This window comes from Vibrio sp. PBL-C16, from assembly GCF_034321865.1.
GTDB classification, from domain to species: Bacteria; Pseudomonadota; Gammaproteobacteria; order Enterobacterales; family Vibrionaceae; genus Vibrio; species Vibrio alginolyticus.
Window position 1 is genome coordinate 1004729 of sequence record NZ_JAXLNY010000001.1, and the last position, 14078, is coordinate 1018806.

The window sequence follows — 14078 nt, forward strand, 5'->3', positions numbered from 1 at the left end:
GTACGACAATTATAATGAGAAATATGAGCCCAATTGCCAGAGACGGCAAGCTACCTCTGCAAAGCAAGAAGGCACCAGAACGTCAGGCAAGTACATTAAATAGCACCGATGCAATGGCAATGGTCGAACATGGCAGTGAAGTGAGCTTAAACGTCACCACCCCCGTTGGTACAAAGTTTATTACAACCAGCACATTTGTTGGCTGTCACTCAAATAATACTGCATTGATAGAGGTTCCGAACATCTCCGATGAAGACTTGAAGTTCTATTTTCAAGAAGGCTTTTGGATCAATGTAAAAGCCTACTCTCATCGAGGTGAAGGGGCCGTTATCCCATTTCGGGCCCAATTACAGCATCGACTAGGCGATCCGTACCCAATTTTGGTGCTAGACCTACCCAACACTATGCAGGTCTTTCAGCTTCGCAAAGAAGTGCGTTACGAAGTAAATTTGAGAGCGCGTGTTTGTTTAGAAGCCTATCGAACTGAATGCGAAATAAGAGATTTATCTCGTAGTGGCTGTCGTTTTGTAACATCACCAATGAGCCGACCACTTCAGGTTGGTGACCACGTTTCATTGGATCTAACGATGCCCGGAGAAAGTCGTATGCTAGCGCCGTTGCGAGGTCGTATTTGTAATTTACAAAAATCAACGCACTATGCTCGCTACGGAATGGAGTTTGATGAGGTTGGTAAAAACAACGCTAAAAACCTCCTCAGTCACCTCAAATTTGATGGTACTAAGCTCACACTAAAAAGATAGATTTGATAACCCCTATCGCTTATCAAGAAGCTTTGAAGTGCTAGAAAACAAGAAACCCCTTACTTTTCAGTAAGGGGTTTTATTTACTAAGAATAAGGCAGTATCTTAGATAAAAGTCATGACTTAAAAGTCGTAACGTAGACCTAGCGCTAGCTCATCTTTTTCATCAGCGCCTTCGTTATCCATTAGATCGAAGTTGTATGATGCGTAGCCACGGAAGTTAGGCTTGAAGTAGTAAGTTACATCAACAGCTAGGTTTTCTACAGTATCTGCGTCTTCTAGTTCACCTTTGTTGAACGTAGAAGTGAATACAGTTTGACCCATAGTGTAAGCAGCGGCTAGTTCGTAGCCTTTGTAATCAAGAGTCTTGCCTGCAACATCCATATCCGCGCCAGTGTAGTTACCAGCGAAGTAGAAGTCACCTACAGAGTATGCAGCTACCAGCATGAACTCATCGCTGTCGTTTTGATCTGCGTAACCAGCACCTAGTTCAAAACCAGTGTTAGCAAACGCGTAAACACCAGATAGAGAGAAGCCATCTTCCTCGTTGTCTGTAAAGCCTTGTGCATCTGTTGTGCGATCAGCAAAACGGTAGCTAGCGCGTACAGCTAGTTGCTCGAATTGGCCTTTGTAAGACAGCATGTTATCTGTACGGTCAGAAACAGGCAGTTTAAGTGCTGCTGTGTTACCGTGGTAAGCCATAATGTCAGTAAAGTCAGTAAGAACCACTAGTGCGCCGTCGTTTTTACCGTAAGTTACTTCACCGTATTTGCCACCCAGACCTGCATAAGCGTAACGAGTTTCAAGATCACTATCGTTATCTACAGCACCTTCTTCTTTTGTTTTGAACTCACCTTCCCAAAAACCAACACCGTATAGGTTTTCATTGATTTCCTGTTTGCCTAGGAAGTTAAGACGGATGCGAGTACGGTCTTCTGCCTTACCATCCATCATAGAAAGACGCGCTTCCGCGCGGCCGCCCATCTCAAGAGAAGTGCCATCTTGGTTGTATAGTTCTGAAGCGACAACTTGAGATCCTGATGCCATTAGCGCCACTGCTACAGCTAAAGTTTTTAATTTCATTTTTATTTTCCATATCATTGTTTTATATGTGCTTTCTCACCAGAAAAACAGGACTTTTCTGTACCAACGAGAAAACTGGCGGCATAGTAGCAGCTGTTATTTTTCACGCAACGTGTTGAATAAACAGCGCTTATAGAAGAAAACACCACTTAAAATGACGATATGAATACCTCTCAACCATCAAGTTATCGGTTGAGTTAAAAAAAATGTTCGCGTCAAAAAAAAATTGACGAAAAAAATGTAAAAACAATATCACAAAACGTGATATTGCCCGCAAAAAAATCTTGTTAACTGACTGTTTTAGATAGACTTATTGATAATAAATCCGATTGTTACAAACAAAAAAATCCCTGAGCATTCACTCAGGGATTTAGAGATTTGATAAGTAGATGATGAATTAAAGCTTAAAGAAACTTAATTGCTCTTTCTGCTTCTCTGCAAGTAATGAAAGCTCAGTACTCGCACTTGCACTCTGGCTGATGCCCGCTACGTTTTGGTTTACAAGCTCCGACATGTTAACCACGTTGCGATTGATATCTTGCGTAACTTGAGACTGCTCTTCGGCTGCGGTTGCTACTTGCGTGTTTGAATCGTTGATGTTGGCGACTGACTCGGTAATTCCAACCAACGCTTCATTAGCTTGTTGCGTCAGCTCGTTGTTGCGGCTAAGCATATCAAGGCTGACTTGCATACTGTCATTCGCAAGCCCAGACTGCGCTTGAAGCTCTTCAATGATCGTTTGGATCTCTTGTGTCGAGTCTTGAGTACGCGCTGCTAGCATTCGTACTTCATCAGCTACTACCGCAAAACCACGACCAGACTCACCAGCTCGCGCCGCTTCAATCGCAGCATTCAATGCTAGCAAGTTGGTCTGCTCAGATACGCCGCGAATCACTTCAATAACATCGTTGATCTGTACAGATTGCTCTTTTAGACGCAAAACAACTTGCGCTGCATCGTTCAATGCTTGAGACATTTGCGCACTTGCTTCCGCACTTTCTTGGAAGATAGCCAAACCTGATTGAGCAAGTCCATCAGCTTCACGCGCGGTTGCGTCAGCAGAGGTCGCGTTATCACTCACATTATTCGCAGTGCTTGCAAGCTCGTTAACCGCAGATGCAACTTGCTCGATCTCCGCCAACTCTTGTTGAGCGTTCGCTTCCGCTTGCGTCATTACCGCAGCTAATTCGGTCGATGCAGATGCAACTTCCTCACTAATACGGGTTAACTGGTCCACAGTGTTGTATAACTGCTCTGCGGTTTGGTTTACATCTTTGCTCAGCTTAGAGATCTCATTGTCCCCATCGACATCTGCACGTACTGATAGATTACCCATTGCTAACTGACGCATCACTTCTTGCAGCTTTTGGATTGGTGTAACAATCATGCCAGATAGGAACCAAGCGCCTATCAATGAGAAAGCAAATACCGCTAAAACCGTCAACATAGCGTTATTTTGCACACGTTCATTTTGCTGATGACTTCTGATAGTAGATTGTTCAGCTTGCTCGTTTACATGCTTTGATAGTGTGTTAATTTGTTGGACCATTTCTCGGCCAACATTGCGATACTCTTTGACAAATGCACGGTACTCGCTATCCGATTTCAAACCTTGATCGTATTGGTTGAAGAAAGCAACTGAGCGCTCTGAATATCGCACATAGGATTCAATTGCTTGGCGAACTTTAACGGCATCGTCACGGAATAGGTTTCGGGCTTCAATTGCGCTTAAATCGGCATCAACTTGCTTTAAGCCTTCTTTCAATTCGGTTAGAAAATTCTCACGACGAGAAGCATCGTAAATAGCGTAAACCGCGCTTATGCGCAGAGGGTAAATTTGGTCGTCAATACTCGCCAATGTGTCTTTGTGAAAAACCAAAGATTCTTGGTTGGAAGCAATAACATCTTGCTCTGCTTGAAGATTGTTTTTAGTAATCCAAAGAGCAATAAACAAAACAATAGCGGTAAATAATACCGGAACCAAAATTTGCGTTCGTACTGACAAATTTTTCAGTGATAACTGCATGACAGGGCCTCAGTTGTATGCGTGATGTCTATATCCAAACAAACTCGAGCAGTGCTTATAACAACGTTACTTTTCGGCAGTTTGAATATCTATGCTTCCTTGCGACGGGATAAATCCCAGACGAATAAACAAGTGGCGAATATTAGAGGTCGATCACACTTTTGTCTAGTACAAAAACTCTCCATTTTCAATCTGTTATTGACAATATCCCGACAGTAGCGTCGGGATATTGTCGTTATGATAACTTATGATCACTTATGATGAGATACATTCACATTTAGGACGGTTTCAGCCTATTTTCTCAACGAATTGAGCTTAGCTTGAGCAAGGCCAAAAATGGTATCGATTGGATAAGAGCCTTCATCGGTTGGCTCACCAGCAACTTTCCCCGTAAACAATTCGATAGCTTCAGTAACATGGTCAATCGCCCAAATATTAAACTCGCCTTTTTCGACTGCTTTCACGATGTCGGAACGAAGCATTAGATTGTGAACATTAGAGCGCGGAATAATGACTCCCTGCCCGTCATGACGACCTTTAATTACACACACATCATAAAAGCCTTCGATCTTTTCGTTTACGCCACCAATAGGCTGAGCTTGACCAAATTGATTCATCGACCCTGTTATCGCAATGTCTTGTCGGTTTGGTTGCTTTGAAAAAGCAGACACAACCGCACATAACTCAGCCATGCTGGCACTATCACCATCAACACCACCATAAGATTGCTCAAAGGTAATGGTTGTCGTTAATGGCACTCGTGCCGTTTTACCAAATACGGAAGATAAGTAGGCAGACAAAATCATTACGCCCTTAGAGTGAATACTGCCCCCCAAATCCACGCTGCGCTCGATATCGATAACATCCCCATCACCGTAACACGTCGTCGCTGTGATGCGATTCGGTGCACCAAACATGTAGTCACTAGTGCTCAATACCGAAAGTGCGTTCACTTGGCCTACGGCTTCTCCTTCGGTGCGAATCAGCGTTGTGCCGTTAATAAAGGTTTCCATTACGTTATCGCGTAATCGGCTTACTCGCATTTCTTGGTTATTGAGCGCCTCTTCAACATGCCCAATACGGATCATGTTGGAGTTGGCTTGACGAGCAACGTAGTTCGACTCTCGAAGCAAGTTGGCGATATTAGCCGAATGTAGAGATAGCTTGGATTGGTCGCCAGACAAACGTGAGCTGTATTCGATGATCCGAGCAATGGCTTTGCGATCGCAATGCAGCATATTGTTGTCATGCACCACGCTAGAGATAAAGCGCGCGTAATGCAGCTCAGACTCCGGCGTACGTTTCATTTCGTCTTCGAAATCTGCCGTCACACGGAACAACTCGCTGAACTCTGGATCGTAATGTTGGAGTAATTGGTAAGTTCGGTAATCACCAAATAAGATAATTTTGATATCAAGCGGAATCGGTTCAGGATCGAGTGATACCGCTCCCGTCAATGTGACTTCTTTTTCTAGAGACGTAAAACTCAATTGACGAGCACGCAATGCGCGCTTCAAACCATCCCAAACGTAAGGCTGTTCAAGTACTTTCTGAGCATCCATTAATAGAACGCCGCCATTCGCCTTATGCAAGCTCCCTGCACGAATCAGCGAGAAGTCGGTAAACACCGTTCCCTTGAAAGTGGCAGTCTCAATCGACCCGAAGAGTGAATGATAGTTGGGATTTTCTTCAACAACGATAGGAAATTCGCTGCTTTTACGGCTTACCAAGACATTCACTTTATAACGACGTGGCAATTTTTTATCCAAGGATGCCGTCGCAATTTCGCCTTGCTCGCCACTTTGGTCAAGGAAGATATCTGCGTTTTCAACAATATCTTTTTGCAGCTCAGTTAAGTAGGTTTTGATTTCGGAATATTGCGCGTAATCCACTTTGAGTTTTTTGATGAAGTGAGTAATCACATCAAGCGTCACTTCATCATTGAGCTTTTTGATTTTATCGCTGTATGTCTCTTCCCACTCCGTAAGCTCACGAACCATCGAGCGCAATCGCACTTCGAGTTCATCAATAGCATCGCTGAATTGCTCTTGTTCTTTTTTGCTTAGTACATCAAAAGACTCTTCCGTATGAAGCTCATCACCGTTCATGGCGACAAACTGATAATCCCCCTGCGTAGTCAGTGTTAGGCTGATGCCCTTTTCTTTTGCCTCTCGACTAATACGATCCAGCTCGTTTTGTTGCTTAGCTGCCAATTGATTTTTTAATCGCTCAGCGCGGCTAAAGTACATTTCATTGTCGAATGCTAGGGGTAAAGCATTTAATAATTTGCCCATTAAAGCTTCAATATCAACACGTAGCTTATTTCCGATACCACAAGGCAGCTTTAATACCTTTGGTGTACGGGTATCCTCAAAGTTCGCAACGTAACACCAATCAAACAGGGCTGCTGCATCGTGCTGGTGACGATTCAGATAGCGCAAGATCATGGTGCGTTTACCTAGCCCATTCTGACCAATGGCGTAGATGTTATACCCTTTCTCTTTGATGGACATCGCAAACTCGACCGCTTTTTGCGCGCGCTCTTGGCCCACGATTTCATCAATTGGAGGTAACTCCTTGGTCGACTTACATGGCATATTCTCTAGATCTGCTACAGAATATAGCTGCTTAGCTTCCAATCTTAGTATTGCCATATCCACTTCCTTTTTTCTTATTTTCGTTATTTGAGTGTAGAGATTATTTGCTTAATTTTAAGTGATTTACCTTCCACCCTAGATTGATTGGACATTTTATGAACACATAAGTGATATTAACACGCACTTGCAATTGATAATCAATTTCATTTAATATCTAAACAAATCAAATGTTGTGGAGATGGATATGAATATTGAGCAATGCTGGATGCGCTACTTAAAAGCGGAGCAACTGATGGAACAAGGCCATTGGCCAGAAGCTCATCGTTTATATGACGACGTGCTCAACAATCTACCCAACCACATTCATCTAGCGCTAGAAAATGCACAAACTAAACCTTGCCAGTTTGTATGTCTCATTACGGGGCTTAGAGATGCCAGCGTGACGCAATCAGAGATTCTCAACAAACTCGGCTTACAGCATGATGCGTTCTCAATACTCAATCAAACTTACGCGCTATTTCAATTTTTGCAGCTAGAGAGCCATGAACTGATTGAGCGCGTAGGTCACCTACTTGGTCAACAGAGCGAAGACTTGTTAGCTCACATGGCGGCATTTTGCTCTGCCCAACGTAATGCTCAATGGATGATAGAACTCGAGCACGTAACGCGCGCGCATGAGCAGTTCTTACATTTGCAAGCAATGAGTTCGGCAAAATCTTCGCCTTCTCACCTGTATAATTAATCTAAAGCTCAAGCATTGAGGCCAGCTAGGTTTGTGCTGTCCATTACTTGAGTATCATTTGCTTTATCAACCACAAGGATCTGTGATGTCTTCTAAAACCATTCTTTCGGTGAACAACCTATCAGTCAGCTTTACGACAAACGATGGGATCGTCGATGCAGTAAAGAATGTTAGCTTCGATTTAAAAGCAGGCGAGACGCTGTCCATCGTTGGCGAATCTGGCTCTGGCAAGTCAGTATCAACCAATGCACTGATGAAACTACTGCCAGACAACGCTATTTTGCATGAAAGCTCATCCATCATGTTTGAGGGTAGCTCCATCTTGGATAAAACAGAGCGTGAAATGCAAAGTATTCGCGGTGATCGCATTGGCATGATTTTTCAAGAGCCGATGACCTCACTAAACCCGTACATGCGGGTGGGTATCCAAGTCGCTGAGGCCATCATGTGTCACCGCCCGGTCGACAGACGAACAGCAAAAGCAAAGGTGTTAGAGCTGTTTGAATTGGTTCATATGCCAAACCCAGAAAAAGCGTATAACAAGTACCCACACGAATTTTCTGGTGGTCAATTGCAACGCATCATGATTGCGATGGCACTGATTAACGAGCCCGATATTTTGATTGCCGACGAACCTACAACAGCGTTGGATGTCACGGTTCAAGCAGAAGTGTTGCACCTGATTAAAGAAATTCAGGCTCAGATGGGCATGGCAATCCTATTTATTACTCATGACTTAGGCGTCGTAAAACACTTTGCAGACCGTGTCATTGTGATGTGTAAAGGAGAAGTCGTCGAAGAAGGCGAAACGCAAATACTCTTCGAGGACCCAAAGCACGAATATACACGTATGCTAATCAACTCGATTCCTAAAGGCAGTAAGGAGCCTATTAGCGAAAGTGCTACACAGCTGTTAAAGGCCGACGATATACGAGTCAAATTCTTGGTAAAGTCGCATTTTATTGCGAGCAAGAATGAGTACTTCGAAGCGGTAAAAGGCATTTCTCTTGAGCTTAAACAAGGAGAGACCCTCGGGATCGTTGGGGAGTCCGGTTCAGGTAAGTCTACACTCGGCCGAGCTTTGATAGGTCTACTGCCCTCAACTGGCAAAATAGAATACAAAGGCCAAGATATGGCCTTGCTGACAAACAAAGAACGTTTTGAGCTGAAAAAAGACGTTCAGATGGTATTCCAAGACCCTTATGGTTCGCTTTCTCCTCGTATGACTATCGGCGAGATCATCACAGAAGGATTAACTGTCCACCAACCAATGTTGAGTAAAAAAGAACGTATGCAGAAAGCGCGCGACGTGCTCCGTGAGGTCCGCTTAGATCCCGCGTCCATCAACCGTTATCCGCACGAGTTTTCAGGAGGCCAGCGTCAGCGTATTGCTATCGCGCGAGCACTGATCCTTGAACCTTCGTTTATTCTGCTTGATGAGCCAACCTCTGCATTAGACCGCTCGGTGCAACTGACAGTGATTGACCTTCTGAAAGATTTGCAGAAAAAACACAATATTGGCTACTTGTTTATTAGCCACGATCTATCAGTAGTTAAAGCACTCTCTGATCGTGTTCTAGTCATGCAAAAGGGCGAGGTCATGGAACAAGGTACGGCCGAAAAGATTTTCCAAAACCCTAAAAATGACTACACGAAAAAACTGATAGATGCCTCATTTGATCTTGAAAACAGTGAAAATCAGCACAATGCGGCTTAGGTTCATCACAGTTTCATATTCATAAACTAGGATTAAGAAAAGGTGATAAATTCATCTTGTCTTAAGAATGGCGTAGCTGCCTTTCGGTTTGGCCGCCGAGACTGGTTGGTTCAAGGGTCAGACTTAGTCAACCTGGCTCAAATACTGGCAAACAGTATGAATTGAGTTCCCCCAACCATGAAAAATGCCGCGACACTGTCGCGGCATTTTTTTATTCTCAGAAGTTTCTAACAACTAGGGCATTAAATCGACTCAATACCCATATTATGTAACGTAAATGCATACACGTCTGTGGTGAGGTCAATTTGCTTACTCAGCGGCATTCCTGCACCATGACCGGCATTAACATCAATGCGTATCAATACTGGATTAGCGCCTTGCTGTTTGTCTTGCAGCTCCGCAATAAATTTGTACGAATGTGCTGGCACAACTCGGTCGTCGTGATCAGCAGTTGTCACCAATGTCGCAGGATATTGCACGTTTTCTTTTACATTGTGAACAGGAGAGTAGCCAAGCAAGTATTGGAACATCGCTTCGCTTTGCGAAGACGTGCCATAGTCATACTTCCAGCCTTCTCCAGACGTAAACGTGTGGTAACGCAGCATATCAAGCACGCCAACCGCAGGCAGCGCGACTTTGAATAGTTCAGGGCGTTGCGTCATACACGCTCCAACTAACAAACCACCATTAGAACCACCGCGAATCGCTAGGCGATCCGAGCTAGTGTAGTCGTTTTCAATCAGGTATTCCGCCGCCGCAATAAAGTCATCAAACACGTTTTGCTTTTGCTGCTGAGTGCCTGCGTTGTGCCAGGCTTTACCGTATTCACCGCCGCCTCGCATGTTGGCGACAGCGTATATACCACCCAACTCTAGCCAGTTGGCTACATTGCCAGAAAACATTGGGGTGAGGCTGATGTTAAAACCGCCGTAACCATACAACATGGTTGGTGCTCTACTATCAAGTGCAATGCCCTTCTTGTATGAAATGATCATCGGAACTTGCGTGCCGTCTTTTGAGGTGTAAAACACCTGTTTTGATTCATACTCATTACGATCGAACGGTGCCTTTGATTCTTGAAACAGTGTCGATTCACCAGACTCAACATCAAATGAGAAGATCGTCGGAGGCGTCACGTAGTTAGTGAATGTGTAATAAAGTGTGGTTTCTTCTTTTTTACCCGCCAGACCATAAGCCGTACCTTCTCCCGGCAATTGTACAGCTCGAATCCACTCACCTTGGTAGTTAAACTGCTGCACTTTAGAAAGCACATCTACCATATAAGTCGCAAACAGATAACCGCCACCTTTGCTGATTTCTAACGGCTGTTCTTGTTCAGCAATCACGTCAGCCCATTGTTCTGTCTGAGTGTTGTAGCTGACAACTTTGCCATTCGGCGCGTCTAGGTTGGTGTAAAGCAGCAAGGTTGCGTCTTGGCTATCAATTAAGTAGGTGTCTCCTTGCGTTGTCTCGCGCAGCGTCACAATTGCCTGTAACTCAGACTGTAAATCAATATAAAACAGACGATTACCCGATGTAGATTCTGCGCCAGAGATAATGAGGAGGCGATCATCTGTCGTCGTCGTACCAGACACATAACGATGAACTTGCGTATCCAACTCACCGAAAATCACTTTATCTTCAGACTGAGGTGTACCGAGTTCATGATAATAAAGCTTGTGATGCTCAGTTCGAGCTGACAACTCGCTGCCTTGCGGCTTATCGTAGCTTGAGTAATAGAAGCCTTTGCTGCCCAGCCAAGAAATCGACGTAAACTTCGCATCAACAATCTCAGGCTCTAACTGTTCTTTGGTTTCCGTATCAATGACAAAGATCTTACGCCAATCACTGCCCCCTTCCGAGATGGAATACGCGACCAAACGATAGTCTTTAGAGAAGCTGACTTCGCCAAGAGAGGTCGTGCCCTCTTCGGAGAAAGTATTTGGATCAAGGAAAACCTCGGCTTCTCCCTCGCCTTTACGTCGATACAATACGCTTTGGTTTTGCAAACCGTCGTTTTTGTAGAAGTAGGTGTAGTCACCACGTACAAATGGCTGGGAATATTTTTCGTAGTTTTGACTGTTCGCCACTAAGTCACGGATTTGTTGGCGGTACGGTATCTGACCAAGGAAATCGAAGGTGACCGAATTTTGACCCGAAACCCATTGTGCGGTTTCTTCACTGCGATCATCTTCTAACCAGCGATAAGGGTCGGCAATGTCGTGACCAAAATAAGTGTCCACGACAGAATCTTTACGTGTTTTTGGGTAATGCATAACGTCCGTGTTACTCCGTTGTTTTTATTAAGTTGTTTATCTTCAATCGTTTTATTGCGGTGATTACCTTAGAGCACCCAATTTTGATTTCAACGACATTGTTTTAAATCTATGAAGAACCTAGAAATAATGAGATATCGTTAAGTACCGGTCACGAATGTGCTCAATAAGCAGCTTCACTTTGTTCGGTGGTTGACGAGTAAACGGATACACCGCGTAGATACCCAACTTTTTACCTACTAATTCAGGAAAAATATCCACCAGTTGACCATTACGAATATCGTGATACACCAAGCAGCGCGGGACGTAAGCAATACCATGGCCGCCCAGAGCGGCTTTACGTAATGCGGTCGCGTTATCAGTAGAAAAGCAGCCCGATACTTTGACGATGTAATTGCCATCTTCTCCTTTAAACTCCCAATCCGTTGCACCTGTGGTTTGGTAAGCGTATTGCAGACAATTGTGCGTGGTGAGATCAATCGGCTCGATCGGTTTCCCATTTTTCGCAATATAAGAAGGTGACGCGCATACCACCCATTGGGAATCGAGAATATGTCGTGCGATCAAACTGGAGTCGGCTAGGTAGCCAGTTCGAATGACTAAATCGTAACCATCAGCCACTAAATCGACAAAGCGATTATCCAATGACATGTCCACGGTCAGACCCGGATGAAGGTTACAAAATTCGGCAACAGCATCAGCAAGTATCAAATCTCCAGAGATACACGGCACGGACATTTTTATATGACCGCTCACATTCTCTCCAAAGCCTGCAACAGCATCCATAGCCTCCTGAGTGGCCTGCTTCACATTTTTAGCACTGTGGAGTAACACCTTACCTGCCTCGGTCAAGGTTAATTTGCGCGTTGTTCGATATAATAGCTGAGCCCCTATTTCTTCCTCCAACCTCGCCATTCTTTTGCTAACTACCGAATTTGTAAGGTTATTTGCCTCTGCAACCTTACTAAAGCTGCCAAGTTCGATTACTTGAGAAAATAGGATTAAGTCGTCTGCTCTCATACCATTATGTCACTTTTGGAATTAATTATTTTCATTATTTCCCTATATCAACAAAAAATAAAGGAGTAAATTCACGCCAAATTAACAAAACCATTACAACAAAAAGTCACCTCTACAGCGGATTGACACCGTTCGAGAAGTCAGCGTACGAAGGATGTACAAATGAGTGAAACCCTACTTGCCCTAGTGGCATTTTCGCCAATTGTTGTTGCCGCCATCTTATTGGTTGGTCTCAACTGGCCTGCTAAAAAAGCCATGCCTGTTGCGTTCGGTCTAACCGTCGCTATCGCACTTATGTTTTGGGATATGTCAGCCAATCGCGTACTGGCTTCCGTATTCCAAGGACTCGGCATTACTGTCTCTGTTCTATGGATCGTGTTTGGTGCCATCTTCTTGCTCAACACTTTAAAACACACTGGAGCGATCACCACAATCCGTAATGGATTTACCGATATTTCGGCTGACCGCCGTGTACAAGCCATCATCATTGCTTGGTGCTTTGGCTCGTTCATTGAAGGCGCATCTGGGTTCGGTACCCCGGCAGCAATCGCTGCACCACTGCTGGTTGCAATCGGCTTCCCTGCGCTAGCCGCTGTCCTAATGGGCATGATGATTCAGTCTACGCCTGTTTCATTCGGCGCGGTAGGCACGCCTATCATCGTAGGTGTAAACAAAGGTTTAGACACCCATAACATCAGTGAGTCGTTGGCCGCACAAGGTGCAACGTGGGAAATGTACCTGCAAGATATCACAGCACACGTTGCTGTCATTCACGCAGTCGTAGGTACGATGATCCCGGTATTAATGGCGATGATGTTAACACGTTTCTTCGGCAAGAACAGAAGCTGGAGTGAAGGCCTGGATATTCTACCATTTGCGCTATTCGCTGGTGTCTCTTTCACCGTTCCATACGCGTTAACCGGCGTATTCTTGGGCGCAGAGTTTCCTTCACTTATCGGTGGTTTGGTTGGTCTGTCTATCGTTGTTACCGCAGCGAAAAAAGGCTTCTTAGTACCAAAGACTAAGTGGGATTTCGAAAGCGAAGACAAATGGCCTGCAGAGTGGTTAGGCTCGCTAAAAGTCGATCTAAACGACAATCCGGGCAAGCCAATGAGCATCGTAAAAGCTTGGGTTCCATATGTAATGCTGGCAGTTATTCTCGTCGCAAGCCGCGTTAGCCCTGAGCTGAAAGGCTTTGTACAAAGCGTAAGTTTGTCGTTCAGCAACATTCTTGGTGAGACTGGCGTTAGCGCTGCGATTCAGCCGTTATACCTTCCTGGTGGCATTCTGGTGTTTGTCGCACTACTTGCTGCAATGTTACAAAGCGGTAGTGTAAAGCCATTGCGTGAAGCGTTTGGCGAGTCAAGCAAAACACTGATTGGGGCGGGTTTTGTCTTGGTATTTACCATTCCGATGGTTCGTATCTTTATCAACTCAGGCATCAACGGTGCTGACCTAGCAAGTATGCCCGTCACAACCGCAAACTTCGCCTCTGACCTTGTTGGTTCTGCGTTCCCAGCGCTGAGTGCCACCGTTGGTGCACTGGGTGCGTTCATCGCTGGCTCAAACACGGTATCAAATATGATGTTCAGCCAGTTCCAATTCGAAGTGGCACAAACGTTGTCTATTTCGAGTGTGATTGTTGTATCACTCCAGGCCGTCGGTGCTGCTGCAGGTAACATGATTGCGATTCACAACGTTGTTGCCGCATCAGCCACGGTAGGTTTGCTTGGTCGAGAAGGCGCAACATTGCGTAAGACGATTATCCCTACGTTCTACTACATTGTAATGACAGGCATTATTGGATTGGTGCTGATTTATGGCTTCCAAATGACAGATGTCTTAATGAAGTAACG

General features: G+C 44.7%; 9 protein-coding genes. 4 read left to right on the forward strand and 5 right to left on the reverse strand.

The window, feature by feature from the left end; all coding sequences use genetic code 11:
* Nucleotides 1-14 precede the first annotated feature (14 nt).
* Nucleotides 15-761, forward strand: a complete 747-nt coding sequence (locus UQW94_RS04260; RefSeq protein WP_042521645.1) for a flagellar brake protein — start codon at nt 15-17, stop codon at nt 759-761.
* A gap of 123 nt (nt 762-884) precedes the next feature.
* Here the strand turns inward: UQW94_RS04260 and UQW94_RS04265 are convergent, their stop codons facing one another.
* From UQW94_RS04265 to UQW94_RS04275, 3 genes are all read right to left on the reverse strand, one after another.
* Nucleotides 885-1844, reverse strand: a complete 960-nt coding sequence (locus UQW94_RS04265; RefSeq protein ID WP_053350045.1) for a porin — start codon at nt 1842-1844, stop codon at nt 885-887.
* Between the two features lie 397 nt (nt 1845-2241).
* Nucleotides 2242-3870, reverse strand: coding sequence for a methyl-accepting chemotaxis protein (locus UQW94_RS04270; protein WP_005375120.1), 1629 nt, complete (start codon nt 3868-3870; stop codon nt 2242-2244).
* 293 nt (nt 3871-4163) lie between these two features.
* Entirely contained in the window at nt 4164-6524 is a 2361-nt protein-coding gene (locus UQW94_RS04275) for a Lon protease family protein (protein WP_005375118.1), read from the reverse strand.
* 187 nt (nt 6525-6711) lie between these two features.
* On the opposite strand from UQW94_RS04275, the gene UQW94_RS04280 reads away from it, so the two are divergent.
* Together UQW94_RS04280 and UQW94_RS04285 are read left to right on the forward strand one after the other, a co-directional pair.
* Entirely contained in the window at nt 6712-7209 is a 498-nt protein-coding gene (locus UQW94_RS04280; protein ID WP_005375116.1) for a hypothetical protein, read from the forward strand.
* 85 nt (nt 7210-7294) lie between these two features.
* Complete coding sequence (locus UQW94_RS04285) at nt 7295-8926, forward strand: ABC transporter ATP-binding protein (RefSeq protein ID WP_169628867.1); 1632 nt, start codon at nt 7295-7297, stop codon at nt 8924-8926.
* Between the two features lie 242 nt (nt 8927-9168).
* Here the strand turns inward: UQW94_RS04285 and UQW94_RS04290 are convergent, their stop codons facing one another.
* Together UQW94_RS04290 and UQW94_RS04295 are read right to left on the reverse strand one after the other, a co-directional pair.
* Nucleotides 9169-11202 (reverse strand): prolyl oligopeptidase family serine peptidase, encoded by a 2034-nt coding sequence (locus tag UQW94_RS04290; RefSeq protein WP_086047242.1) that lies wholly within the window; start codon nt 11200-11202, stop codon nt 9169-9171.
* 120 nt (nt 11203-11322) lie between these two features.
* Nucleotides 11323-12222, reverse strand: coding sequence for a LysR family transcriptional regulator (locus tag UQW94_RS04295; RefSeq protein ID WP_005375112.1), 900 nt, complete (start codon nt 12220-12222; stop codon nt 11323-11325).
* 162 nt (nt 12223-12384) lie between these two features.
* Between UQW94_RS04295 and UQW94_RS04300 the strand changes: the two genes are divergently transcribed.
* Nucleotides 12385-14076 carry an L-lactate permease gene (locus UQW94_RS04300; protein ID WP_005375111.1) on the forward strand — a complete coding sequence of 564 codons (1692 nt, stop codon included), beginning with the start codon at nt 12385-12387 and terminating at the stop codon, nt 14074-14076.
* Nucleotides 14077-14078: the final 2 nt, after the last annotated feature.

What these genes read in the sequence shown, in the direction of transcription:
- UQW94_RS04260 (WP_042521645.1), top strand. Translation starts at nt 15, where the DNA reads ATGAGAAATATGAGCCCAATTGCCAGAGACGGCAAGCTACCTCTGCAA.
- UQW94_RS04290 (WP_086047242.1), bottom strand. Translation starts at nt 11,202, where the DNA reads ATGCATTACCCAAAAACACGTAAAGATTCTGTCGTGGACACTTATTTT.
- UQW94_RS04300 (WP_005375111.1), top strand. Translation starts at nt 12,385, where the DNA reads ATGAGTGAAACCCTACTTGCCCTAGTGGCATTTTCGCCAATTGTTGTT.
- UQW94_RS04265 (WP_053350045.1), bottom strand. Translation starts at nt 1,844, where the DNA reads ATGAAATTAAAAACTTTAGCTGTAGCAGTGGCGCTAATGGCATCAGGA.
- UQW94_RS04285 (WP_169628867.1), top strand. Translation starts at nt 7,295, where the DNA reads ATGTCTTCTAAAACCATTCTTTCGGTGAACAACCTATCAGTCAGCTTT.
- UQW94_RS04270 (WP_005375120.1), bottom strand. Translation starts at nt 3,870, where the DNA reads ATGCAGTTATCACTGAAAAATTTGTCAGTACGAACGCAAATTTTGGTT.
- UQW94_RS04280 (WP_005375116.1), top strand. Translation starts at nt 6,712, where the DNA reads ATGAATATTGAGCAATGCTGGATGCGCTACTTAAAAGCGGAGCAACTG.
- UQW94_RS04295 (WP_005375112.1), bottom strand. Translation starts at nt 12,222, where the DNA reads ATGAGAGCAGACGACTTAATCCTATTTTCTCAAGTAATCGAACTTGGC.
- UQW94_RS04275 (WP_005375118.1), bottom strand. Translation starts at nt 6,524, where the DNA reads ATGGCAATACTAAGATTGGAAGCTAAGCAGCTATATTCTGTAGCAGAT.